This is a genomic window from Rhodothermales bacterium (assembly GCA_017643395.1).
GTDB lineage: Bacteria > Bacteroidota > Rhodothermia > Rhodothermales > UBA10348 > JABDJZ01.
Genome location: JAEPNP010000008.1, coordinates 64,053 through 89,481, shown reverse-complemented (window position 1 = coordinate 89,481; position 25,429 = coordinate 64,053). Strand labels below are relative to the sequence as shown.

General features: G+C 62.1%; 23 protein-coding genes. 18 read left to right on the top strand and 5 right to left on the bottom strand.

The window, feature by feature from the left end:
- Positions 1-3 precede the first annotated feature (3 nt).
- Genes pstA through JJ896_18350 form a run of 5 tightly spaced genes read right to left on the bottom strand, consistent with a single transcriptional unit; the run spans position 4 to position 4,795 of the window.
- On the bottom strand, positions 4-873 hold the full coding sequence (gene pstA, locus JJ896_18370) for a phosphate ABC transporter permease PstA (protein MBO6781630.1): 870 nt from the start codon (positions 871-873) through the stop codon (positions 4-6).
- A complete protein-coding gene (gene pstC / locus JJ896_18365; GenBank protein ID MBO6781629.1) occupies positions 874-1,800 on the bottom strand; it encodes a phosphate ABC transporter permease subunit PstC in 927 nt (308 codons plus the stop codon). It abuts the gene before it with no gap.
- Entirely contained in the window at positions 1,797-2,843 is a 1,047-nt protein-coding gene (locus JJ896_18360) for a hypothetical protein (protein MBO6781628.1), read from the bottom strand. The genes pstC and JJ896_18360 overlap by 4 nt, the downstream gene beginning before the upstream one ends.
- 60 nt (positions 2,844-2,903) lie before the next feature.
- Positions 2,904-3,788: a phosphate ABC transporter substrate-binding protein gene (locus JJ896_18355; protein ID MBO6781627.1), complete on the bottom strand. Its 885-nt coding sequence runs from the start codon at positions 3,786-3,788 to the stop codon at positions 2,904-2,906.
- A gap of 29 nt (positions 3,789-3,817) precedes the next feature.
- On the bottom strand, positions 3,818-4,795 hold the full coding sequence (locus JJ896_18350; GenBank protein MBO6781626.1) for a hypothetical protein: 978 nt from the start codon (positions 4,793-4,795) through the stop codon (positions 3,818-3,820).
- 130 nt (positions 4,796-4,925) lie between these two features.
- On the opposite strand from JJ896_18350, the gene JJ896_18345 reads away from it, so the two are divergent.
- From JJ896_18345 to JJ896_18260, 18 genes are all read left to right on the top strand, one after another.
- The gene (locus JJ896_18345) at positions 4,926-6,602 is read left to right on the top strand and encodes a Na/Pi cotransporter family protein (protein MBO6781625.1); all 1,677 of its coding nucleotides are present in this window, start codon (positions 4,926-4,928) and stop codon (positions 6,600-6,602) included.
- A 91-nt stretch (positions 6,603-6,693) separates the two neighbouring features.
- Entirely contained in the window at positions 6,694-7,902 is a 1,209-nt protein-coding gene (locus JJ896_18340) for an aminotransferase class I/II-fold pyridoxal phosphate-dependent enzyme (protein MBO6781624.1), read from the top strand.
- On the top strand, positions 7,899-8,255 hold the full coding sequence (locus JJ896_18335) for a hypothetical protein (GenBank protein ID MBO6781623.1): 357 nt from the start codon (positions 7,899-7,901) through the stop codon (positions 8,253-8,255). The genes JJ896_18340 and JJ896_18335 overlap by 4 nt, the downstream gene beginning before the upstream one ends.
- A 137-nt stretch (positions 8,256-8,392) precedes the next feature.
- Complete coding sequence (gene prfB, locus JJ896_18330; protein ID MBO6781622.1) at positions 8,393-9,415, top strand: peptide chain release factor 2; 1,023 nt, start codon at positions 8,393-8,395, stop codon at positions 9,413-9,415.
- 11 nt (positions 9,416-9,426) lie between these two features.
- The gene (gene nadB / locus JJ896_18325; protein ID MBO6781621.1) at positions 9,427-11,013 is read left to right on the top strand and encodes an L-aspartate oxidase; all 1,587 of its coding nucleotides are present in this window, start codon (positions 9,427-9,429) and stop codon (positions 11,011-11,013) included.
- Positions 11,014-11,285: 272 nt separating this feature from the next.
- Positions 11,286-11,750: a hypothetical protein gene (locus JJ896_18320; protein MBO6781620.1), complete on the top strand. Its 465-nt coding sequence runs from the start codon at positions 11,286-11,288 to the stop codon at positions 11,748-11,750.
- 26 nt (positions 11,751-11,776) lie between these two features.
- Positions 11,777-13,048, top strand: a complete 1,272-nt coding sequence (nusA, locus tag JJ896_18315; protein ID MBO6781619.1) for a transcription termination/antitermination protein NusA — start codon at positions 11,777-11,779, stop codon at positions 13,046-13,048.
- Positions 13,049-13,067: 19 nt separating this feature from the next.
- A complete protein-coding gene (infB, locus tag JJ896_18310; protein ID MBO6781618.1) occupies positions 13,068-15,893 on the top strand; it encodes a translation initiation factor IF-2 in 2,826 nt (941 codons plus the stop codon).
- Between the two features lie 21 nt (positions 15,894-15,914).
- Positions 15,915-16,286 carry a 30S ribosome-binding factor RbfA gene (gene rbfA / locus JJ896_18305; GenBank protein MBO6781617.1) on the top strand — a complete coding sequence of 124 codons (372 nt, stop codon included), beginning with the start codon at positions 15,915-15,917 and terminating at the stop codon, positions 16,284-16,286.
- On the top strand, positions 16,255-16,986 hold the full coding sequence (truB, locus tag JJ896_18300) for a tRNA pseudouridine(55) synthase TruB (protein MBO6781616.1): 732 nt from the start codon (positions 16,255-16,257) through the stop codon (positions 16,984-16,986). Before rbfA ends, truB begins: the two co-directional genes overlap by 32 nt.
- Positions 16,979-17,875 carry a bifunctional riboflavin kinase/FAD synthetase gene (locus tag JJ896_18295; protein ID MBO6781615.1) on the top strand — a complete coding sequence of 299 codons (897 nt, stop codon included), beginning with the start codon at positions 16,979-16,981 and terminating at the stop codon, positions 17,873-17,875. The genes truB and JJ896_18295 overlap by 8 nt, the downstream gene beginning before the upstream one ends.
- 97 nt (positions 17,876-17,972) lie before the next feature.
- On the top strand, positions 17,973-18,239 hold the full coding sequence (gene rpsO / locus JJ896_18290) for a 30S ribosomal protein S15 (GenBank protein ID MBO6781614.1): 267 nt from the start codon (positions 17,973-17,975) through the stop codon (positions 18,237-18,239).
- A 90-nt stretch (positions 18,240-18,329) separates the two neighbouring features.
- Positions 18,330-20,702, top strand: coding sequence for a polyribonucleotide nucleotidyltransferase (gene pnp, locus JJ896_18285; protein ID MBO6781613.1), 2,373 nt, complete (start codon positions 18,330-18,332; stop codon positions 20,700-20,702).
- Positions 20,703-20,867: 165 nt separating this feature from the next.
- Entirely contained in the window at positions 20,868-22,115 is a 1,248-nt protein-coding gene (locus JJ896_18280; protein ID MBO6781612.1) for an insulinase family protein, read from the top strand.
- Positions 22,115-23,053 carry an NAD-dependent epimerase/dehydratase family protein gene (locus JJ896_18275; GenBank protein MBO6781611.1) on the top strand — a complete coding sequence of 313 codons (939 nt, stop codon included), beginning with the start codon at positions 22,115-22,117 and terminating at the stop codon, positions 23,051-23,053. The genes JJ896_18280 and JJ896_18275 overlap by 1 nt, the downstream gene beginning before the upstream one ends.
- A 4-nt stretch (positions 23,054-23,057) precedes the next feature.
- Positions 23,058-23,801 carry a segregation/condensation protein A gene (locus JJ896_18270; GenBank protein ID MBO6781610.1) on the top strand — a complete coding sequence of 248 codons (744 nt, stop codon included), beginning with the start codon at positions 23,058-23,060 and terminating at the stop codon, positions 23,799-23,801.
- On the top strand, positions 23,798-24,583 hold the full coding sequence (scpB, locus tag JJ896_18265; protein MBO6781609.1) for an SMC-Scp complex subunit ScpB: 786 nt from the start codon (positions 23,798-23,800) through the stop codon (positions 24,581-24,583). The genes JJ896_18270 and scpB overlap by 4 nt, the downstream gene beginning before the upstream one ends.
- Positions 24,580-25,395: an rRNA pseudouridine synthase gene (locus tag JJ896_18260; GenBank protein ID MBO6781608.1), complete on the top strand. Its 816-nt coding sequence runs from the start codon at positions 24,580-24,582 to the stop codon at positions 25,393-25,395. The genes scpB and JJ896_18260 overlap by 4 nt, the downstream gene beginning before the upstream one ends.
- The last annotated feature ends 34 nt before the right edge of the window (positions 25,396-25,429 follow it).

The following is a 25,429-nucleotide window of genomic DNA, read 5'->3' as shown; positions in this document are numbered from 1 at the left end:
CGCCTACCACTTCTTCTGCCCCCGGAGATAGGTCCGGAAGGCGATCGAGGCCGCGTTCATCAAGAGGACGATCAGGATGAGGAGAAGCGCCACACCGTAGGGGAGGTGCTCCGGCACATCTGGAACCTGCGTGGAGACCACGAACAGGTGCAGGGATAGCGCCATGGTCTGGTCATACACGCTTTCCGGCAGAAATGGCAGAAAGAAGGCTGCTCCCGTAAACATGATCGGCGCGGTCTCTCCGGCCGTGCGGGAGATCTCCAGGATCACCCCCGTGAGGATGCCGCTGATGGAGTTCGGAAGGACCATGCGCCAGAGGGTCTGCCACTTTGTGGCGCCCATCGCCCAGCAGGCCTCGCGGAACGATTGCGGAACGGCCTGCAGCGACTCGCGGGTCGCCACAATCACGACCGGCATCGCCATGATGGCCAGCGTGAGGCTGGCTGCCAGGATGCTGGTCCCGAAGTTGAAGAAGATGACGAACGCGCCCACGCCAAACAGGGCGTGCACAATGCTGGGCACACCCGCCAGGTTGATGATGGCCAGGTTGATGGTGCGGGTCAGCGCGTTGTCCGGAGCGTACTCGCTCAAATAGATCGCTGCGGCAATGCCGAGCGGGAGGTCGATCGCAAGCGAGAGGCCAGCCAGCGCCATGGTGCCGACCAGCGCCGGAAAGACGCCCCCGGCCGTCATTCCCTGGGTCGGAAACTCGAACAGGAACGACGCGGACAGGGCCGGTCCTCCTCGTATGACGAGCAGCGTCAGGATGATGACCACCGGCAGAGCCAGCAGCAGCGTCATGATCATGAACAGGACGCGGAAGCGTCGCTGGATCTGATCATTACGGACGTTTAGTGCGGTGCTTTGAAACATCTACTTGTTGCGGATGCCTCGCACGACGAGGTCGGCGGTCAGGTTGATGATAAAGGTGATGATGAAGAGGAAAATCCCCAGCGCAAAGAGGGCTCCGTAGTGATCGGATCCGACTGCGGTCTCACCCAGTTCGGCGGCGATGGTGGCGGTCAGCGTGCGCACCGAATCGAATACGCTGTCCGGAATGTTGATGGCGTGACCGGACGCCATCAGCACGGCCATCGTTTCACCGAACGCTCGCCCTACACCGAGCAGGACGGCCGATACCAGGCCGTTCCGAGCGGCGGGAAGGATCACTTTTCGGATGACCTGCCAGCGCGTAGCACCCATGGCCTCCGCGGCTTCGCGGAACCGATCAGGTACGGCCTTGAGCGCGTCCTCGGCAATGGTGGTCATGATTGGGGCCGCCATCAGGCCGAGGATGATGCCGGCATTCAGCACATTCAAGCCGATGGGCACGTCGAAGACGTCGATGATGAACTTGTTCATGATCGACAGCCCGATGAAGCCCCATACCACCGACGGAATGGCGGCTAGGAGTTCGACCACGACCTTCAGCACCTCTCGGGTTCTGCCCGTGGCGAATTCGGCGATGTAAATGGCCGCCCCGAGGGAGAACGGGATCGCTACCAACATGGCCATGCCCGTCACACTCGCCGTTCCCACAATCAGGCCAAGGGCGCCGTAGGTGGGATTGGAGTTGGACGTGGGTGCCCACCGGATCGAGGTAAAGAACTCGACCACGTCAAAACGATCGAATACGAACGAAAGGCCTTCCCGGAAAATGAAGACGAAGATGCCCAGGATGAATACGATGGCCGAAATGCCACCGATAAACATGATGACCTGGACCAGTTTGTCTATGATCCAGGCTGCATCGATGCGGTCCTTCGGGACATCAAGCCTCTTCTTGGCTACCTCGCTCATCCGCGTACCAGTTTGACGAGTTCGCCAAGCTCGGAGGCCAGATCCCGATAGACCGCATCCAGGTCATCCTTCTTTTCCGTGCGCCAGGTCAAACCGACGCTCGCGTAGGGAAGGCTGCCCATGCGCTCCAGAACGGGAGTCTCCAGTGAAACGACCACCTTGTAGGATGAGAGCGGCTTCGGCAAGTTGTCCAGCGATCTCGGCCTGCGACTGGAGGTGTCGAATCCGCGTTCTGAAAGGAACGCCTTCACGTCGTCCCGGATGGACTCGGCCGGGGTCACGCCGGCCGTCTCGACAACAAGCTTGTCCCCGTAGAGTCGCTCGGCTATCAGTGCTACAATGTGGCTGGCGCCGTCGTCGGCGCCGTTCACTACGAGCACAGGTACCGGCTTGCGGTTCTTTGTCTCACCGGTGAGCGCGAAAACAGTCTCTTCGCAGAGGTTTTTCGCCTGATCGCTCACCCGCTCCAGTTGCCGGATGATCACCAGACGGGCAAACAGGTCTTCGATGGGAATCTGATTCGGGTCCTCCTCCTCGAGCGTCGTGAGTGCATTCACGTAGTCGCGGTCCACCTGCTCGGAGTAGCCCATCGTTCCCAGCGCCATCGAAGCGTCCTTCTGGCGGAACGCCTGCATGGCCTGGCCGAACATCTGAATGGCGTCTGCAGCCATGGCAGACACCTCGCGCTGAAACGCACCCTCGAGCGGCACCTTCAGCGTGGCGGCATGGCGACTGATGGTCACCGCATAGTCGCCCATGCGCTCAAGCAGGATCGCGATGCGCATGGTGCTGCTCACGAACCGAAGATGCCCGCCCGACGGCAGATGCTTCGCCATGAAGCGGTGCGCATCGGATTCGATTTCTTCCGTGAGCCGGTTGATGGGGCCGTCTCTGAGGACGGTGCGGTAGGCCAGATCGGTGTCCCCGGATTCGAGGGCCTTCACGGAATCTCGCAAGCCTCTGTCCACGAATTGGGCCAGGCGTGACACCTGCCCCATCAGGTACTCGGTGTCCTGGGAGAGACGCTGTTCGTAGTGACTCATAGCGATCGGTTCGAAAAGTGAGTAGGGCCGAACCCGTGTGGGGTCCGGCCCCGCTCTAGCTTAAGCGCTGGGAGCCTCGCAGGACACATCGCGGGCCGGAGCGTACCCCATGTCCTGAATGATGCACTGGCCTTCATCGCTCAGAATGAAGTCCAGATACTCCTTCACCGCGCCGGTCGGCTCTCCATTGGTGTACATGTAGAGCGGACGGGCGATGGGGTAGCTGCGATTCACAGCCGTCTCCACGGACGGGATGACGCAGTTCTCGCCTTCACCCACGCACGGCGTTTTCACGTGCTCGTTGGCATAGGCCAGGCCGGAGTAGCCAATCGCACATGCCGTATTGTGGACCAGGTCTACAACGTCCTTGGAGCCGTGCATGTCACGCGATCCCAGTTTGAAGTCGCCGTCGTTTCCGAGCACCGTGTCGCGGAAGTAGGAAAACGTGCCGGAGTTGTTCTGGCGGGATACACGCACGATCTCCTGCTCCCGGCAGCCGGGGACTTCCACACCGAGCTGGGTCCAGCTTTCGACGGTGCCATTCTCGCCATAGATGCTCGCGAGCTGCTCCAGCGTGATGCTGTCCATCGGGTTGTCGTTGTGCAGGAAGACGGCCAGCGCGTCATACCCGACGATGTGTTCGACGGGCTGCTGTCCGTTTGCAATGGCCAGCTCCATTTCGGAGTCCTTGATCTTGCGGCTGGAGTTTGCGAGGTCTACCTGGCCGTTGATCATGGCCGCGATCCCGGTACCGGAGCCACCGCCAGTTACGGCGATCGCGAGATTCGGGTTGACTTCCTGATAGGCCTCCGCCCAGGCCTGGGCGACGTTCACTAGCGTGTCAGAGCCTTTGTTCTCTAGCACCTGGCGGCGCTCGCCGTCGGGGCGACCGCAGCCGGCAACCATGACGGCTGCCAGAAGGAGAAGGGTGATGTTCTGTTTCATGGTAATCCCTTGAGGGAATGGGTTCTATTCTAGAAATCGATGTGCAGGGTCATCCTCGCGGTGACCATCGCCTCGTCCGCTCCGAGTTCGTTGTCGAGCACGACGTTGGGAATGAAGCGCACGTTCTCACGCGGCTCCACGGCTATACCGAGCAGCGCAAACCACCCGTCACGGGTGCCTCCGGTGTTTTCCTCGATCTGGCTGAAATCGTAGCGGGCAACCAGTTCGGAACTCTCTCCGAGCGCGACGGCACCAAAGGTGGAAACGCCGATGCGGTCTACCTCATCCACGGGGGCTTCCGGTCGCACAGCATTGTAGTAGCCTTCTACACCAACCCGAGCCCGGTTCAGGCGGTAGCCGAGAAATGCGTTTGTATTCAGGGAGGAACCACCGGGTAGCGAGGCATAGTCGGCTCCCAGTGTAATCTCGAGATCGTCGCCCGGGCTGGCGTGGATCCGTCCATACAATCTCTTGTGCCGGTCTGTCTCCTGCTTAACGCTACTGTTATTTCCTAGCATGACCGAATAGGAGAGGTCGCCGTCGCCGAGCGGTCCCTGCACCGCGATTCCAAAATCACGGGAGGAGACGATCCCATCCAGATCCATGATGGTTTTCTCCAGCGCGCGGTACCCGAGAAACTGCTCTGATACGCGATATGAGGGAGGTGGGGTTACCCCGATCTGCAATCGATGGCCCTCTCCGAAGGCATCATCCCAGCGGAAGAACAGGTCCTTTATGAAGGGAGAAGGACTCCCGTCTGGGTTGGTCTTGCTGTCAGAGGCCTCCAGGCGGGCGCGGAACCGCATGTCCGGATTCAGCTGGAAGTCTGAGGTGAGGTGAAGTCGGCGATATCCGAATCCGTTGTCACCAGCGTCCCCGCCAGGGTTCTGCATGACATAGGTGTAGTCCATGAACACGACACCGCTCACGCGCAGGGAGGGTGCGTCCTGGGCCGAAGCGGTTGCCACCATGAACAGGGCGGCTGCCAGGAGGGGAGTAATTCGCATTGCGGGTTGTAGTCTTCCGAGATACTCCCCGAGTTTGTTACCGGCACGTTATCCGGTTGTTACTGCCGTGTTATGTCAGTGTTATGGGATAACGGAATTGTAAAGCCACTATAAAGAACCGGGCCCCAGGGTGGATATCACCGCACTTGTAATCGGGTTGACGGGCGGACTGGCGCTGTTCCTGTACGGGATGGACAAGCTCACCGAGTCGCTCAAAGTGATCGCCGGAGGTGGGCTGAAGGCTGCGCTGTCCGGCATGACGCGAGGCCGGTTTCGTGCTGCATTCACCGGCGCCCTAGTCACGGCAGTCATCCAGTCGTCTTCCGTGACTACCGTGCTTGTGGTGGGCTTCGTGTCCGCCGGGCTGCTCAGCCTGGCCGCAGCGGTCGGGGTAATCATCGGCGCCAATGTGGGCACCACCGTAACTGCGCAGATCGTCGCCTTCAAGGTCACCGAGTACGGATTGGTGCTGGTCACGATCGGTTTCGCCGTCGCTTTTCTGGGCAAGACGCAACGTGTGCGCCATTGGGGACAGACGCTGCTTGGGCTCGGCCTGGTGTTCTTCGGCATGGATCTGATGAGTCAGGCCACCAATCCACTGCGGTCCTATCAGCCATTCATTGACGCGATGGGCCGCATGGAATCACCGTGGCTTGCGATTGGGGCGGCCGCCGGCTTTACGGCACTGGTGCAAAGCTCCTCGGCAACCACGGGCGTCGTGATCGTGTTGGCCAGTCAGGGCTTCATTACGCTGGAAGCGGGCATTCTGCTCATCTTTGGAGCGAACATCGGCACCTGCGTCACTGCCCTCATCGCGTCCGTAGGCAAGTCCCGAAACGCCGTGCGCGCAGCCCTTGTGCACGTGCTGTTTAACGTTCTCGGGGTGTTGCTTTGGGTGGCATTTGTGGAGGATCTGGCAGTCGCGGTCACGTCCATTTCGCCAAAAGCGACGGGTCTTTTGGGCATAGAGCGACTCGCGGCAGAGACGCCGCGCCAGATTGCGAACGCGCACACGCTGTTCAACGTCGCCAATACGCTCATTTTCATCTGGTTCACCAAGCCGCTGGCCTGGCTGGTGAGCCGAATTGTGCGCGAGTCCTCGCAGTCGGCCTCGGCTTCAATCGAGCCCAAGTACCTTGACCCGGTTCTCCTGGACACCCCGGAGCTGGCCCTGGACCGGGTCCGGCTCGAGCTGGGCCGCCTGGGCGAGCACACGTACGACATGGTGGCGGCCAGTCTGGAGATCACCGCAAAAGGCAGTCTTGCCGAGCTCGAGGCTCTTGCCGCCCAGGACGACGACGTGGATGCGCTGCATGGTGCGATCATCGCGTATCTGGGCCAGCTGTCGCTGCGCAATGTGGAGCAGGCGCACACCGTGCGAATCTCCGAGTACATGACCGCCGCGAACCACATCGAGAACATCGGCGACATGGTGGAGACCAACCTGGTGGAGGGGGGCCGACGCCGACTCTCGGAGTCTCTGGTTATCAGTGAGGGCACCTTCGAGCACCTGGCCGGGCTGCACGAGCGGGTAGCAGAGGCTGTGTTCCTTTCGCTGAAGGCCCTGAATACGGGAGATATCGCAGCGGCTCAGCAGGTCGTGGAGATGAAGTCCGTGCTGAATGACCTGCTGGAGGTGACCGAGGACCACATCGCCAATCGTTTGCGAGCTTCCGAGAAGAACCGACTGGAGTTGTTCACGCTGGAGACAGAGATGGTGGAGTACCTGCGCCGCGTCTACTACTTCAGCAAACGCATTGCAAAGGAAGTCCTGTTGGCCGAGAGCGGCGGGCGCGAGGCGGCCTGATCCGGGCGCGAGCGGTCTGCCAATTCGCGCAGCCTGCGCCATCAACGGCACCCTCAAAGGCTATATTGCAGCAACCACCACCCCCACCGGCATGGCCTCTTCGTTCTCCTTTACATCTCGCCTCGCAGATCGTGTCCTGGACGTGCCGCCATCGGGCATCCGGCGCTTTTTCGATATTGCCGCAACGATGGACGATGTCATCTCCCTGGGCATTGGCGAGCCGGACTTTGTATCTCCGGAGCCCATCATGGGGGCGGCCGTGCAGTCCCTGCGGGACGGCAAGACAGGCTACACCTCAAACGCCGGCATCATTGAGCTCAGGGACGCCATTTCCGAGGAGTTGGACCGACTCTATGGCGTGCGGTATGACCCGGCCAGCGAGATTCTCGTCACGGTCGGCGTCTCCGAAGCGCTCCAGCTGGCCATGCTGGCGCTCCTCAATCCGGGAGACGAGATCCTCATTCCTGAGCCCTGTTTCGTGTCCTACGGCCCTGCAGCCATCTTTGCGGGCGGCAACGTGGTCTATGTACCGACTTCCGTCGATAACGACTTCCAGGTGACGGCCGAGGACATCGAGTCGCGCATCACCGATCGCACCAAAGTCCTGTTCCTGTCCTATCCGTCCAATCCCACCGGGGCAGTGCTGCGCCGCGAGGTCCTGGAGGAGATTGCAGAGGTCGTCGTGAAGCATGACCTCGTCGTGCTTTCGGACGAGATTTATGACCGATTGGTCTACGGTGACGCACACCGCCAGGGTCACACTTGCCTGCCATCGATCGACGCACTTCGTGATCGCACCATTCTGCTCGGAGGGTTTTCCAAGGCGTACGCCATGACCGGCTGGCGCGTTGGCTATGCGTGCGCCCCGAAGCCGGTTTACGACATGATGTACAAGCTGCACCAGTACATGATCATGTCCGCGCCGACGATGGGCCAATGGGGCGCCCTGGCCGGTCTCAAGGATTGTCAGGGAGCGGTCGAAGACATGCGGCAGGCCTATGATCGGCGGCGGAGGACCATCGTCGACGGCTTCCGCGCTGCCGGACTCGCCACCTTTGAGCCTGAGGGTGCGTTTTACTGCTTCCCCGACATCACGGCGACCGGCCTGGATTCAGAGACCTTCGCGCAGCGGCTGCTCCAGGAGGAGCACGTGGCCGTGGTGCCGGGAGACGCCTTCGGCCCGAGCGGGGCCGGATTCGTTCGCTGCTCCTATGCGACGGCGCTCGACAAGATTGAAGAAGCCGTCAGCCGGGTGCAACGCTTTGCCGAACGCTGCCGGACCACCCAGGAACTGGCATGACCCTGTCTGCTTCCCGGGCTGCCCTGGTTGCCATCATTGTCAGCATCGTGCTGCACCTGATCGGGGGATGGGCCATGCTGCTCGCCGGCACAGCCCTGGGGGGATACCTGGCCGCACGGCGCGGCGCCCTTGTCGGCCTCCTCGCGGGTGCCGCAGCCTGGACGGCGTTGGCTGCATACAGCTTTGTCGTTGCTCCCGGCCCGACCGGCGAGATGACCCGCGTCATGGCCGCATTGGCGGGCGGACTGCCGGCCTTCGCAACTCTCGGCGTCACCGTGCTTGCCGGCGCTGCCCTCGGCCTCGCCGGCGGCTGGTTTGGCAGCGCGGTCAGAAACATTGTGCGCCCCGCATAGCGTTCATGCGCGCCGGGCTCCGGCCCCTCACTCACTGAACTCCACCGTCTGCATGGACCGCGAAGAAATACGCGTGTTGCTCGAGCGATCGTTTACGCTCGGGAGGTACCTTTGACGTCGATCAACGACAGTCTGACATAGCCGAGCTCAGCAAGAAGCGGCTCGACCCTTCTTTCTGGGACAATCCCTCGGAGGCGCAGCGGGTTGAGAAAGAGATTGCGGCGCAGAAGCTCTGGCTGGATTCCTGGGATTCCGTACGCACCCGGGCAGAGGATATCCAGACGCTGATTGAACTCGCCGAGGAGGAGGGCGCGGATCTCAGTGCGGAGATCGGCCAGGAAGCCAGAGCGCTCCTGTCTGAAGTCGATGCGCTCGAAATGAAACGCATGCTGGCGGGCCCGGATGACCAGCGGGACGCCATCGTCACCATCAATCCGGGTGCAGGAGGTACAGAGTCCCAGGACTGGGCGGATCTTCTGGTGCGCATGTACACGCGATGGGGGGAGCGCTCCGGATTCAAGGTCAGCCTGCTTGAGTACCAGGAGGGTGATGTGGCCGGCATCAAGAGTGCGACGATAACCATCGAAGGCGCTTTTGCCTACGGCTACCTCAAGGGCGAATCAGGGGTGCACCGACTGGTAAGGATCTCTCCGTTCGACTCCAGTGGCCGTCGACACACCTCGTTTGCCTCCGTCTTCGTCTACCCCGAGATCGACGACACCATCGACATCGAACTGTCGTCGGACCAGATCGAGATGCAGACCTTCCGTTCTGGCGGAAAGGGTGGCCAGAACGTGAACAAGGTGGAGACCGGTGTGCGGCTGATCTGGACCGGTGAACTGTCCAACGGCGACGAGGCGCGGGTAGTAGCCGAGTGCACCGAGGAACGCAGCCAGTTGCAGAACCGGGAGCGAGCGAAGACCATGCTGAAGAGCCGGGTGTATCAACTGGAGCGCGACATCCAGGAAGCGGCAAAGAACGAGCTCGAGGGATCCAAGAAGAAAATCGAGTGGGGCTCCCAGATCCGCTCCTATGTGTTTCAGCCGTATACCATGGTGAATGACCATCGAACGGAGACCAAGTTGACGGACGTCAACTCCGTCATGGACGGCGACCTCGAGCCCTTCATCCGCGCCTACCTGCTCCAGGCCGTCGAGTAAGCCAGCCCGGCATGACCGATCGTTTCGACTACCTGGTGATTGGGTCCGGTGCGGCCGGACTCAGTTTCGCACTCGCCGTTGCTGAATACGGATCGGTCGGCGTCGTCACCAAGAAGGCCAGCGCGGACTCCAATACCAACTGGGCCCAGGGCGGCATTGCGGCGGTGGTCGATGATGCGGACTCGGTTGAGGCCCATGTGCGGGACACCCTGACCGCCGGGGCGGGGCTCTGCGATGAGGAGGTGGTCAGGATGGTGGTGCGGGACGGGCCGCGACGCATCGCCGAACTGGAGGCCCAGGGCGCCGACTTCACGCGCTCAGGGGGACGCCTTCACCTGGGCATGGAGGGCGGTCATTCCGCACACCGCATCGTGCATGCGGCCGATGCGACCGGCGCCGAGGTGGAGAAGACGCTCCTGGACCAGGTGCGCGATCATCCGAACATCGAGGTGTTCGAGTACCACTTTGCCGTGGACCTGATCACGGAGCATCACACCGGCCAGCATGTGACGCGCGTACGCCCCGACATCAACTGCTATGGCGCCTACGTGCTGGATGAAGAGGAGAATCGCGTCCACCGCATTCTGGCTCGGGTCACGATGCTCGCAACAGGCGGGGCCGGCAGGGTTTATCTGCATACGACGAATCCAGCGATCGCCACCGGTGACGGCATTGCCATGGCCTACCGGGCCAAAGCCCGCATCGCCAATATGGAATTCGTGCAGTTCCATCCTACCAGCCTGTATCCACAGGAGGCCGATTCCTTTCTGGTTTCGGAAGCTGTTCGCGGACACGGCGCCCTCCTGCGCAATATGGAAGGGCACCGGTTCATGCCGGAATACGATACCAGGGCCGAGTTGGCACCCAGAGACATCGTTGCGAGGGCCATCGATGATCAGTTGAAGCAGCGAGGCGAACCTCATGTCTACCTGGACATTACGCATGAGTCGCGGGACGAGCTCGTGGAGCATTTCCCGACCATCTATGCCAAGTGTGAGAGCCTGGGGCTGGACATGGCCAGCGACCTCATCCCCGTGGTGCCGGCTGCCCACTACGTCTGCGGAGGGGTGGTTACCGACATGCAGGCACGCACCAGTGTGCAGGGACTCCTGGCCTGCGGTGAAGTGACGTACACAGGCTTGCACGGAGCCAATCGACTGGCCAGCAACTCCCTGCTGGAAGCCCTGGTGCTTTCGCACAAGGCAGTGGCTACCGCCAGGGAGCTGGCAGGCGAGCGTTCGTTTAGAGAGGACGTGCCCGAATGGGACGATTCGGGCACTTCGTATCCGGCGGAATGGGTGCTAGTGTCCCACAACCGCGAGGAGTTGCGCCGGGTCATGTGGGACTATGTGGGCATTGTGCGCTCCATGCACCGCCTGGATCGGGCCTCACGCCGAACGCGCGTCCTGTTTGAGGAGACTGAGGAGTTCTATCGCAAGTCGCGCGTGTCGGCGCCGATCTGTGAATTGCGCAACATGATTGCGGTCTCCTACCTGATTATCAGGTCGGCGTCCATGCGCCGGGAAAGTCGCGGTCTGCACTACATGACGGACTTCCCGGACCCGAGAGAGGCAGAGCGGCGCCCGACGTTTATCTAGGACGCGTTCGGCTCGGTCTGGACCACGCGTTCACCGGCCGCGAGTGGGTGGAACTCCTGACGTGTCGAGGGGTCTTATGATGCTCGACGGGAAGCTCGGAAGCCCGTCCGCGGCAACGTGGAGGGGATTGCCAAACCGTCCATCCGCACCGTATCTTTGGGCTTGCGATTGGAGGGGGGTTGATGACAGCCACCCTTTTTTATTGCAGCCGGAAGGCGCCCGTCCAGCTATGGACCGGGCGTTTTTTGCACTCATACCATTTGCGTCTCCGCATGGAGAACCTGACGACATCGGCGCCAGCCACTGAAACCCGGATCCGGGAGATTGTCGATACGGTGATCGCCCAGGAGTCGGCCTATGTGGTCGAGATCGTCGTGCGCGGTCGTCAGGGTTCGCGGGTGGTTGAGGTATTTCTGGATTCCGATGACGGCCTGGGCCTTGACGTTCTGGCCCGGTTCAGCCGGGAAATAGGATTCCTCATTGAGGCGGAGGACCTCATCAAGGGCAAGTATCGCCTGAACGTCTCTTCGCCGGGTGCCGATCGTGCCATGACGCTGCCAAGGCAGTTGAAGAAGCACGTCGGGCGCACGCTTTCCGTGACCCGGACCGACGGTTCGGTGATCGAAGGTGACCTTCGCGCGGTCACCGACCACGGCATCGTGCTCGCTTCTAAAGGAGGGGAGCAGACGCTGGACTTGGACGCTTTCCAGGAGGCCAGGGTGGTGCTCCCCTGGTAGGCATCCGAACCCACAACAGATAACACATGCAGAGTTCAGTCCTTGTATCGGCATTTGCCGAGATCGCCCGGGAGAAGGGGATCGACCGTGACTCGCTCCAGCTCATCGTGGAGGACGTGTTCCGGGCGATGATCAAGAAGCGGTACGGTTCGGACGATTCGTTCGAGATCATCCTGAATCCGGACCACGGAGACATGCAGATCCTGCACATCCGCGAAGTGGTGGAGGATTGGGACGTCGCCGATCCCGTGACGCAGATCGAGCTGACGGCTGCACGCAAGATTGACGAGGACTTCGACCTCGAGGACGAGGTGGCCGAGGAGATCGGTATCGAAGACTTCGGGCGGCGTGCCGTGATGACGGCCCGCCAGACTTTCTCGCAGCGCATCCGCGACATCGAGAAGGACAATGTGCACAAGGCCTATACGGAGTTGGTCGGCGAAATCGTGGTGGGCGAGGTCTACCAGATGCGTCGCCGCGAGGTGCTGGTGATCCACAACAAGGTGGAGCTTGTCCTGCCGCGTTCGGAGCAGATCTATCGGGATCGCTACCGCAAGGGCGACATGATTCGCGCGGTCGTGAAGGAGGTCATCCGCGACGCTGCCGGGTCACCGCAGGTGATCATCTCGCGCGCCGCACCGGTCTTTATGGAGCGGCTTTTCGAGCTCGAGGTGCCGGAAATCGATGAGGGCATCGTCGAGATCAAACGCATTGTGCGTGAGCCCGGCGATCGCGCCAAGGTGGCGGTCGTGTCGTACGATGAGCGTATCGATCCTGTCGGCGCGTGCGTCGGCATGAAAGGCTCGCGCATCCACGCGGTGGTCCGGGAACTGGGCAACGAGAACATCGACGTCGTCCAGTGGACGGACGACAAGCACGAGTTGATCAAGCGCGCCCTTTCACCGGCAAGCCCGCTGCAGGTACAGCTGAACGATGACCTCACGCCACCGCGTGCGAAGGTTGTCGTCAAGGCGGACGAGGTCAGCCAGGCCATCGGCCGCGGCGGCATCAACATTCGGCTGGCCTCCGCTTTGTGCGGGTATGAAATCGACATCTATCGGGAGATCTCTGATGACGAGGAAGACATCGAGATCGAGGAGTTCGCAGACGAAATTCCGGCCGACGTGCTTCAGCGACTGAAGGACATCGGTTGCGACACCGCCCGCGCCGTGCTCGAATTGTCGAAAGAGGAGTTGATGCGGCGTGCCACGCTCGAAGAGGAGGTGGCCGCTCACATTTTCCGGGTGATCCGGAGCGAGTTCGAGGACGAGACCGAAGAAGAAGAGGTCGACGGGTAGAGTCCGTAAATCAGACGGTATGGCAGAGACGAAATTCAAGAAAGTCCGACTCTTCAAGGTCTCCAAGGAGCTGAATATCTCCGTGGACGGTCTCGTCGAGCACCTGGAAGCCACCGGTCATGCAGAAGCACTGACCGGCTCCGGGATCAATGCGGCCATCACCGATGAGGACGCCTATCTGGAACTCGTTGCCGAGTTCGCAGAAGACAAGGAGATTGCGGCCCGCATTCGCAAGAAGCGACAGGCGCGCAGTGACGCGGAGGATTCCGAGGAAACCGCCGAGGCCGTAGCTGAGGCGGCGGCTCCAGAACCGGAACCCGAGCCTGCGGCCGCACCTGAACCGGAGGTCGAACCCGAGCCCGAGCCTGTGGCGGCGCAGCCAGAGCCAGAGCCGGAGCCTGAACCCGTGGCCGAGGTCGAGGAGCCTGAGCCTCAGCCGGAGCCCGTGGCCGAGGAGCCCGAGCCGGAGCCTGAGCCCGAGCCGAAGCCCGTCGCGGAGGAGCCGGAGCCCGAGCCAGTGGCGGAAGAGGCAGCCGCAGAGACAGAAATCGAGGCGCCGGAGCCCGAGCCAGTCGCTGAAGAAGCACCGGCCGCCGTCGCCGAGGAAGAAGAGAGCGAACCGGTCGCCGAGGCCCCGGAGTCAGACGCAGAGCCTGTGGCAGAGGCCGCAGAGGCCGCCGCGGCGGACGAAGCCCCGGCCGACGCTGAGGCCAAGGCCGCGCCGGGCGAAGCGGAAGACGAGAGCGTGCTCCAGGCCGATCGCTACAAGCTGACCGGCACCAAAGTGCTTGGCAAGATTGACCTTGCACAGGTGCAGCGAGCCGACGGCAAGAAGCGGAAGCGCAAGCGCATTGCCAAAGGCAGTGATGCCAAATCCTCCACCGGCGACAAGGCGGCGAGGAAGAAGAAGGGCAAAGGCAAGTCCCGCGGCCCGTCCGTGGATCAGGCCGATGTCGAGAAGACCCTGGCCGAAACGCTGCGCGAACTCGAGCAGGGTGCCAGCCGTGTGCGTCAGCGTCGCCGTCGGCAACGCAGGGACGAGCGCGCTGCGGATCGTGAGCGCGAGTCAGCCCGGCGCCGCGAGGAGGAGGGTGTACTTCGTGTGACGGAGTTCATCTCAACCGGAGAGCTGGCCAACCTCATGGATGTGCCGGTAAACCAGGTGATCTCCACCCTGTTTTCCGCCGGTATGATGGTGTCCATCAACCAGCGGCTGGACGCCGACACGATTACCATTGTAGCGGACGAGTTTGGCTACAACGTCGAGTTCATCACCGAATTCGATGATCAGGACGTTGAAATCGAGGATGATGCTCCCGAGGACCTGGAGTCCCGCGCACCCGTGGTGACCATCATGGGTCACGTCGATCACGGCAAGACCTCGCTGCTCGACTACATCCGCGAAGCGAACGTGGTGGCCGGTGAAGCCGGCGGCATCACGCAGCACATCGGAGCCTACAACGTGGAGCTCGCGGACGGCCGCGACATTACGTTCCTGGACACGCCGGGTCACGAGGCCTTTACCGCCATGCGTGCGCGTGGTGCACAGGTCACGGACGTGGTCATCCTGGTGGTAGCCGCCGACGATGCGGTCATGCCCCAGACGATCGAGGCCATCAACCACGCCAAGGCGGCCGATGTGCCCATCGTGGTCGCAGTCAACAAGATTGACAAGCCTTCGACCAACATCCCGCGGGTTCAGCAGCAGCTGGCCGAGCAGAATGTGCTGGTCGAGCAGTACGGCGGCAAGGTGCAGTGCGCCATGGTGTCTGCCAAGACCGGTGAAGGCATTCCGGACCTGCTTGAGAAGGTCCTGCTGGAGGCCGAACTCCTGGACCTGAAGGCTAACCCGAACCGCAACGCGGTTGCCGTGGTGATCGAATCGCGCCTTGAGAAGGGCCGTGGTAACGTCGCCACGGTTCTCGTGCAGAACGGCACCATGGAAGTGGGCGATGTGTTCGTCGCCGGACCTTACTCGGGTCGTGTGCGCGCCATGTACGACGAGCGCGACCGGCGCGTGAAGACCGTCGGTCCGGCGCACCCGGTGCTGGTGTCAGGTCTGCCCGGAGCCCCGGACGTGGGCGACACGTTCCTGGTACTCGAAGACGAGCGCGATGCCCGCGATATTGCGGCCAAGCGCGAGCAGATTCAGCGCGAACAGGCTTTGCGCCAGCGCAAGCACATCACGCTCGACGAGATCGGTCGACGTCTGGCACTCGGCGACTTCAAGGAGCTGAACCTCATCGTCAAGGCAGACGTGGGTGGCTCTGTGGAAGCCGTGGCAGACTCCCTGCTCAAGCTGTCCACAGAAGAGGTGGCGGTCAACATCGTGCACAAGGGTGTCGGCGCCATCAACGACGGCGACATCATGCTGGCCTCGGCCTCCGATGCCATCATTATCGGATTCCAGGTACGGCCGATGCCCACGGCGCGTGCACTGGCCGAGCAGGAAGAGATCGACATCCGCCTGTACTCGGTCATCTACAACGCGATCGAAGAGGTGAAGGACGCCCTGGAGGGCCTCTTGTCTCCGGAGCGCTCCGAAAACATCCTCGGTACGGCCGAGGTGCGGGAGACCTTCAAAGTGCCCAAGGTCGGCCTCGTTGCGGGTTGCTACGTGCTGGAAGGAAAGATCCGCCGCAGCGATCGCGTACACCTGATCCGGGACGGCGTGGTCATCTACGAAGGTTCGCTGGCTTCCCTGAAGCGCTTCAAGGACGACGTCCGTGAGGTCGCGTCTGGGTACGAATGCGGCATGGGAATCGAGAACTTCAACGACATCAAGGTCGGCGACCAGATCGAGGCCTACGAAATCGTTGAGACCAGAAGGAAACTGGAAGTCTGACCCGGTCTCGGGGCGGTTGGAATGAGCATCAGAACTGAGCGGGTTGCACGTCTGCTGCAACGTGAGATTGCGGCGCTGCTCCTGTCGGACTTCTCGGAGCAGCTGCAGGGCATGGTCACGGTCACCGGTACCAGGGTCACCAAGGATCTGGGTATCGTGTACGTGTACGTGTCCATCCTTGGCGAAAAAGCAGAGGCCAGGCAAGACCTGTTTCATCGCCTCGAGGAGCTGAAACCGCGTGTTCGCGGCGCGCTGGCGCAGCGCATCCGGCATCAGGTGCGCAAGATTCCGGACATACGCTTCTTCCTCGACGAGACGCTCGAGCAGGCGCAGCGCATCGAAGACCTTTTCGAGCAGATCCGTGACGAACGGTCAAGCCGCGATCAGGACTGAGTACCCTCCCGTCTTCGGAGCCGGCCGGCTTCCCGAATCGTGGGACGCCGCTGTGCTGCTCATCGACAAGCCCAAAGGCATGTCGTCCTTCGGCGTGGTCAAGGCCGTGCGCAGACGCGTGCCGGTTCGCAAGGTCGGCCATGCCGGCACGCTGGACCCCATGGCCACCGGGCTGCTGATCACCCTCGTGGGGCGAGCCACCAAGGCGCAGGACCGCTTCATGGGGCAGGACAAGAGGTACACCGGGACCATTCGCCTTGGTCAGACCACCGCATCGTACGATGCGGAAAGTCCCGTGGAGCAGTCGGTTGATACGAGCCACCTCACCGATGACATCATCCGGCAGGCGGTCTTGCCGTTCACGGGCGACATCGAACAACTGCCGCCGGCCCACTCCGCCATCAAGGTGGGGGGAGAACGGCTCTACAAGAAGGCGCGTCGGGGGGAGACGGTGCTCCTGCCGCCACGCCACGTGCGGGTCGACCGCTTCGAGGTCGCACCGCTTCAGGGCAGCGACGTGGACTTCGAGATCCACTGCTCCAAAGGCACCTACATCAGGTCTCTCGCGCACGACCTGGGTGCGGCCCTCGGCGTAGGAGCACATCTGATAGCACTCCGTCGCACCGCGATCGGAGACCAGCAGGTGAGCGATGCCTGGGGATTCGAGGCGCTCATCGATGCCCTGGAGACACATGCGTAGGGCCGTCGTCACCATCGGCACGTTCGACGGTGTGCATCGAGGGCACCAGGCCATCCTGCGCTTCCTGGTGGAACGCGCTGAGGCCCGTGGTGGCGTGCCCGTGCTTCTGACGTTTGACCCTCATCCGAGGGAGATCATAACCGGGACCCCGGTACCGCTGCTCACCACGCCGCAGGAGCGTGCAGCGCTCGTCGCCGGATTCGGCGTCAAGGAGACAGTCATCCTGCCCTTCGATGCCGACATGGCCGCGATGTCCGCAGAGCAGTTCGTTGAGCAGATTCTCGTCGACCGGCTGCACGCGGACTGCGTCGTTATAGGATACGACCACGGGTTCGGCAAAGGTCGTCGGGGCAACGAGGCGCTGCTGAGAACCCTGGGGCCCGAAATGGGCTTCGATGTGGAGGTCATCCCGGCCCAGGAGGTGGATGCCACAGTCGTGTCCTCTACGACCGTTCGCAAGGCCCTGATGGACGATGGGGATGTTGCCGCAGCAGCGAGTATGCTTGGTCGCCCATACCGCTGGCGTGGCCTTGTGGTGGAAGGGGATCGGCGCGGACGCACCATCGGCTTCCCCACGGCCAACCTGGATCCGACGGCACCACGCAAGATCGTGCCTCGGGATGGTGTCTACGTCGTAACGGCGCAGTTGGGCGAAAGGCGGATCGGTGGCATGATGAACATCGGCACCCGTCCCACCTTCGACGGCCTGGCGCGTCGGCAGGAAGTCCACCTGCTGGACTTCGAGGGTGATCTCTACGGCTCGGTACTCAGTGTGGAGTTCCGGGAAAGATTGCGAGACGAGCGGCGTTTCGACGGCATCGAGTCTCTTGTCCAGCAACTGAACGCGGACGAGGCGCGTTGCAGGGATTTGCTGAAAGGCATACTATAACTTGAATGTGCGATTTTGCTACCGCAGGTAGCCTTCTGCTCCGAAGTGCGGAGCGCTGCGCACTCTCTTCTCTAGCATGGAACAATCTAGAGCGGACATGATCACGAAAGAACGGAAAGGGCAGCTGATCTCCCGGTTTGGGACGGACGAGAAAGACACCGGCAAGCCGGAAGTCCAGATCGCAATCTTCAGCTCCCGTATCAACGAACTGACCGACCATCTCAAGCGGCACCCGAAGGATCACTCCACCCGCCGCGGCCTGTTGAAACTGGTCGGCAAGCGGCGTCGGCTGCTGAACTATCTGATGGCCAATGATATCGAGCGCTATCGCTCGATCATCGCTGAACTGGGCATCCGTAAGTAACCCAAACGAGAGCGGCATTTCCGGTCGGAGATGCCGTTCGCTGTATAAGGCGGGCCCCAAAGGCAGGGGTCACGCCTGTGTAGAACAAGGATGAATACCGTAGAGGAACACATCTCCATGGCAAATGGAATCACGCGCGAGGTCGAATTCGCGCCGGGCAAGACCCTATCACTCGAAACCGGCCGTCTGGCTAAGCAGGCCGGAGGCTCAGTCGTCGCAAGACTGGGCGACACCATGGTGCTTTGCACCGCAACTATCGCCTCCGGCGTGCGCGAGGGCCAGAGCTGGTTCCCGCTCTCGGTGGACTACCGCGAGCGCTACTCCGCTGCCGGCAAGATCCCGGGCGGCTTCTTCAAGCGCGAAGGACGTCCCACCGACAAGGAAGTGCTGTCATCGCGGCTGATTGACCGGGCCATCCGCCCGCTCTTCACCGACGGCTTCTTCAACGAGGTTCAGGTGATCGCCACCGTGCTCTCGGCCGACGACGAGTACGATGCCGACGTCGTCGCGGGCGTCGGCTGCTCCGCAGCGCTCATGCTGTCTGGTGCCCCGTTCAGCGGACCAATCGCGGAAGTCCGCGTAGGCCGCGTTGACGGCGCATTCGTAGTCAACCCCACGCTCACCGAACTGGCGGAAGGCGACTTCAACCTGGTGGTAGCTGGCAAGGCCGATGCCATCGTGATGGTTGAAGGTGAAATGGAGGAAGTGGGTGAAGACGAGATGCTCGAGGCGCTCGATCTGGCTCACGCCGCCATCAAGGAGCTCTGCAAGCTCCAGCATGAGCTCGTCGCCGAGAAGGGTGATGTGACCCCGTTCGAGTTCGAGCCCCGCCAGCTGCCGGAAGGCATTGTGGAGCGCGTTCGCTCCCTGGCCGCGGACGATCTCTCCGCACACATCCGCGCTCCGTACGACAAATCCACGTTTTACGGCGGCATTGGCGACATCAAGGCCGGCGTGGTCGAGAAAATGCTCGGCAGCGGCGATGACGCTTCCGACGCCACCGAAGAGGGCTGGACGGCCTCCGACATCAAGGAAGCCGTCGGCGAGGTCGAGAAGGCCATCATGCGGGAGATGATTCTGGATGAGAATCGCCGCATCGACGGTCGCAAGCTCGACGAAGTACGCGACATCTGGTGCGATACCAGCTACCTGCCGCGCGTACACGGTTCCAGCGTCTTCACTCGCGGGGAGACGCAGGTGCTGGCGTCGGTGACCCTGGGCACGTCCAAAGACGTGCAGCCGGTCGATCAGATCTTCGACACCAACGACAAGCGCTTCTTCCTCCACTACAGCTTCCCGCCGTACTCGGTCGGTGAGGTCAAATTCCTGCGCGGCCCGAGCCGCCGCGAAGTCGGCCACGGCATGCTCGCAGAGCGGGCGCTGCTGCCCATGCTGCCGGATTCCGAGGAATTCCCGTACACCATCCGCCTGAACTGCGACGTTCTGGAGTCCAACGGCTCCTCGTCCATGGGCAGTGTGTGCTCCGGTTCCATGGCGCTCATGGATGCCGGTGTGCCGATGAAAAAGGCTGTCAGTGGTATTGCGATGGGCCTGATCGCCGAAGGCGACAAGGCGGCCATCCTCAGCGACATCCTCGGCACCGAGGACCACCTGGGAGACATGGACTTCAAGGTCACCGGTACCCGCGACGGTATCACGGCCTGTCAGATGGACATCAAGATCGACGGTCTTTCCCGTGAGCTGCTGTCCAAGGCACTGATGCAGGCCAAGGAAGGCCGCCTCCACATCCTGGATGTGATGGATCAGACGCTTGCCGAGCCGCGTCCGGAGCTGAGCGCCTATGCGCCGCGCCTGACGCAGATCACCATCGACGCGAGCTTCATCGGCGCGGTGATCGGCCCCGGCGGCAAGATCATCCAGGGCATCCAGCGCGACACCAACACCTCCGTGGATATCAGCGAGGAAGACGGTGTGGGCATCGTAACCGTGGCTGCCACGAACGAGGCCGACGCGATGGCTGCGCTCGAGATCATCAAGGGCATTGTAACGGTGCCTGAGGAAGGCGAGATCTACGAAGGCACGGTTCGTAAGGTGGAAGGCTTCGGCGCCATCATCGAGATCATGCCTGGCAAGGAAGGTCTGCTGCACGTCTCCGAACTCGACTACGGTTTTGTCGAGAAGGTGGAGGACTACATGCAGGTCGGCGACAAGGTGAAGGTGCAGCTGATCGAGGTTCGCCCCGACGGCAAACTGCGCTTCAGCCGCAAGCCGCTGATCGAGAAGCCTGAGGGCTGGGAAGAGAAGCCGCGCGAGCGCTCCAACGGACGCGGTCGAGGCGGTCGTGGACGCGACGGTGGTCGTGGGCGCGGCGGACGCGACGGTGGTCGTGGGCGCGGTGGACGCGACGGTGGTCGTGGACGTGGACGTGACGGCGACCGCCGTGGTGGCGGTGACCGCGATCGTGATCGCGGTGAGCGCCAGGAGCGTCGCGACGACGACTGATCCCAGCCTTCGCAAGGAGTCTGACCGAGCCTTCCGCCGCGCCAGCGGCGGGAGGCTCGGTTGTTTCACTCCGGCGGTCGCAAGCAGGGTGCCGACCGGACTCTGTGCCGTTGCGCCGACCCGCCACCGGTCTGTACCGTTCCCTCAGTTCCTGAACCACCTCCCTTGAGCAACTCGTTCCCACAGTTTGAGAAGACGACGCTGGACAGCGGTGTCCGCATCGTAACCGAACGCATCCCTTCCGTGCGCTCGATTTCGGTCGGCGCATGGATCTATACGGGCTCGCGGGACGAGCAGCCTGATGAGAGCGGCATCTCCCACTTCATCGAACACATGGTGTTCAAGGGCACCGAAAAGCGCCGCACTCATCAGATCGCGCAGCGCATGGAGTCCGTCGGGGGGTACCTGAATGCGTTCACGGCCAAGGAGTACACCTGCTACTATGCGCGTGCCTTGGATGAGCACCTGGCGCGTGCCATAGACACGGTCTGCGACCTCGTCATCGGTCCCAGCTTTCCCGAGAAGGAGCTCGGAAAAGAGAAGGACGTCGTGGTTGAGGAGATGCGCATGTATGAGGATGCGCCGGAGGAGTTGATTTTCGACCGTTTCGAGTCTCTGCTGTATCCGAACCATCCCATGGGGCGCCCCGTCATTGGCTACGAGGAGACGGTCCGCGGCTTCACCCGGGATCAGCTTCTCGGGTACGTCGGGCGCCAGTACACACCCGACCGACTTGTGATCTCCGTGGCCGGCAACGCGCCCCATCAGCGCGTGGTCAAGCTGGTTCAGAAGGCCCTGGACAACGTAGCGCCCGGTGCTTCATCGCGTGGCCGAATGCCCATCCTCGACGCTCAGGCGGGACACCTAACCGAGCGCCGCGGCATTCAGCAGGCGCACCTGGTCGTCGGACGCCGGTCATTCGACGTATTCGATCAGCGTCGCGTGCCACTTTCGGTGCTGAATACCATCGTTGGCGGAGGCATGTCCAGCCGCCTGAACCAGAATATTCGCGAGCGCTACGGCTACTGCTACAATATCTACTCCTTCACCAACCTGTATTCCGATACGGGGGAGTTTGGCATCTACATGGGCACCGACCCCGGCAAGGTGGATCGCGCCCAGAAACTGATCTTCCGCGAACTGGACAAGCTCGCCCAGGCCATGGTCAGCGATCGCATGCTGAAACAGGCCAAGAGCCAGGTCAAGGGCAGCATCATGTTGGGCCTCGAGAGCATGGGTTCACGCATGATGCGGCTGGGACGCCAGGAGTTGTATTACGGCGAGTATATCACGCTCGACGAGATTCTTGAGCAGGTGGAAGCAATCACACGCGAGGACGTCCTGGCAGTCGCTCAGGAGCTATTCCGTCCGGAGGAGTATTCAAGCATGACCCTGTTACCTGAAGCAGCCTGATGGCAGTCATCCTGGTTACCGGCGGAGCCGGCTTTATTGGTTCTCACATTGCCGATGCGCTGGTCGGCCGCGGACATGATGTGCATATCCTGGACGATCTCTCGTCCGGGATCCGGGATAACGTTCCTGCGGCCGCGACCCTGCACGTACACGATGTGCGCTCCCAGGAGGCGGCTGCGTTGTTCGAGGAGCACCGCTTTGAAGTGCTGGTGCACCATGCGGCACAGATGGATGTGCGACGCTCGGTGGCCGACCCACGATTCGACGCCGACGTGAACCTGGGCGGTCTGCTCAACCTGATGGAAGCCGGGCGGCAACACGGCCTGAAGAAGGTGGTGTTTGCGTCCACGGGAGGCGCGATCTACGGCGAACCCGAGTATACACCACAGGATGAGGCGCATCCGCTCAACCCGTTGTCTCCTTATGGGATAGCCAAGCTGTCTTCGGAGAAGTATCTGTACTTCTACGAGCAGGAATACGGCATCTCATGGGTAGCGCTCCGCTACGGGAACGTGTATGGGCCGAGGCAGAATCCGCACGGGGAAGCGGGCGTGGTTGCCATATTCTGCGAGCGCCTCTTGCAGGACAAGCCGACCGTCATCAATGGCGACGGCAAGCAGACCCGGGATTATGTCTTTGTGCGGGATGTAGTGGCCGCGAACATGGCGGCCATGGAGCACGAGGGTTCGGGCGTCTTCAATGTGGGGACTGGAGTGGAGACGGATGTGAATGAACTCTTTCGCACGCTTCGAGACCTCGTGGACCCGGCCATCCCCGAAAATCATGGACCGGCCAAGCCCGGAGAGCAGCGACGCAGCGTGCTGAGCTACGGGCGCACGGCCGACCAGCTCGGGTGGGCGCCTACGGTCTCCGTCAAGGAAGGGCTTGCAGCCACCATGGCGTTTTTCCGGCAGCGTCTGGAAGCAGTCGGCTCCTGATCTGATGTACGAAATCCGTCTCCAGCAATTTGAAGGGCCGCTGGACCTGCTGCTCTTCTTCATTCGCCGGGACGAACTCGACATCTATGACATCCCGATAGCCTCGATCGCGGACGAGTTCCTTGAGTACGTGCGTGTGCTCGAGCAGGTGGACCTGGATGGGGTAGGGGACTTCCTCTACATGGCCGCGCTGCTGATCAACATCAAGACGCGCATGCTCCTGCCCAGCCAGGAGGTGGATGAGGACGGCGAGCCCATCGACCCGCGCCAGGAGCTCGTTGAGCGCCTGCTGGAATACATGCGCTTCAAGGAGGCGTCCGAGATCCTGGCGGCCGCTCACGACCGCCGTCAGGAGCAGTTCACTCGGGGCATGCCGGTCGAAATCCGCGAGGAGGGCGAGCCTGAACCGGATCCGGTGGCCGACGCCACGGTGTTTGACCTCGTGCAGGCCCTGCGTCGGGTGCTTACGGAGGCGGAAGAGGACGGTGTCTTCCATGAGGTCGAAGCCGAGGGTTGGTCCCTCGAGGGGCAGCAGGAATTCCTGGAGGAGCGGCTCAGGACCGGCGGCCGACACTCTTTTGTAGAGCTTGCTCGTGGCCGTCCACGCGGGTTTATCATTGCCACCTTCCTGGCGATCCTGGAAATGGCCCGAAATGGCCTTGTTGCACTCTTCGTGGAGCGGTCAGCGCTGGATTTCTACCTTGCAGCACCCGAAACGGAGGCAACCGGAGACGTGACCGCGTCGTGAGCGAGCAGATTTCAGATGAGAGTTGGGGAGGAGCCGGCAGCAACCGCCTGGAACAGGTGGTCGAGGCGCTGGCCTTCGCCGCCGAGCATCCCGTCTCCGCCATCCGCATCGCCGAGATCTTTGGTGAGGTGACGGGCCAGGACCGCCCCTCCGAGCACGAAGTGACGCATGCCGTGGAAACGCTCAACGAGCGTTACGGCGAGCAGGACCGGCCGCTTCGAATTCAGGCGTGGGGCGGCGGCTTTCGCATGGCGACGATCCCGGAAGTCGCGCCCTACATCAAGGAATTGTTCGACGAGCAGAAGCAGCGCCGGCTGACCCGATCGTTGCTTGAGACGCTTGCGATCCTTGCCTACCGCCAGCCGGCGACCAAGCCGGAGATCGAGTTTGTCCGTGGGGTCGACTGCGGGTACGCCCTGCGAAGGTTGATGGAGCTCAGCATCATAGATGTCGTCGGCCGTTCTGAATCGGTCGGGCATCCGCTGCTGTACGGAACGACCCCCCGGTTTCTGGAGCTGTTCGGGCTGAATTCGGTCGATGACCTCCCGAATCTCCGCGAGATCGAGACCATTCTGGACGACCCCGCCTTCCACAAGGAGCGTGCGCTGCTCCTCATGAAGAACGGCCTGTCTGAGCTGCGTCCCGGTGGGGATGGTGCTCCGGCGAGCGATGCGGTTGAGGGCATGGCAGGCTCCGACACCGCCCCGGAAGACACGGTCGACGCTGCCGACACACCTGGAGTCAGCGGAGACAGCGGCCCGGAGGGCCCCGAGACGACATGAAGCGACCCTCCCGTGTCCGCAAGCGCGGGGGGCGCGGCAGGCCGAGGCGCAACGACGCACCCAAACCGGCCGAGGAAGCACGCTTCCCCATGCGACTGAACCGCTTTATCGCGCGCTCTGGAGTGTGCTCCCGGCGTGAGGCGGACGCGCTGATTCAGGAAGGCCGCGTTAAGGTGGACGGCGTCCCGACTACCGACTTCTCGACCAAGATCAACCAGGGGCAAAAGGTTGAGGTCAACGGAAAGGTGATCACGCCCGCGGCCGGGGAGTACCTGCTGCTCAACAAGCCCGGCGACACCATCACCACCAAGAGTGACGAGAAGGGTCGCCGCACGGTCATCGATCTCATAGATCTCGCCGATGAGCAAAAAGCTGCGCTGTTTCCGGTCGGCCGTCTTGATCGCGCCACCCTGGGGGTCCTGCTGCTCACCTCGGATGGGCAACTGGCCCATCGCCTGATGCATCCTTCCTTTGAGGTGGAGAAGCTGTATCGAGTGCGCTGCAGCAAGGCCGTATCGCCCGAAGACCTCGGCAGACTTACCGCCGGGATCGAGCTGGAAGACGGCAAGGCCCAGGCCGATCATGCCACGTACACCAATCCCGCAGACTCCCACGAAGTCGGCGTCTCCATGCATTCCGGACGCAACCGGATCGTCAGGAGGATGTTTGAGGCCCTGGGACATGAAGTGAAGGAGCTCGAGCGGATTCGGTACGCCGGTCTCACGACAGCGGGATTGCGCCGCGGGAAGTGGCGCAGGCTGACGGAGAAAGAGGTGGCCAGACTCTACCGGGCTGTCAAAATGAAGCGTTGACCATGCAGCCAATCGAATCCCTGCTCGATCAGGT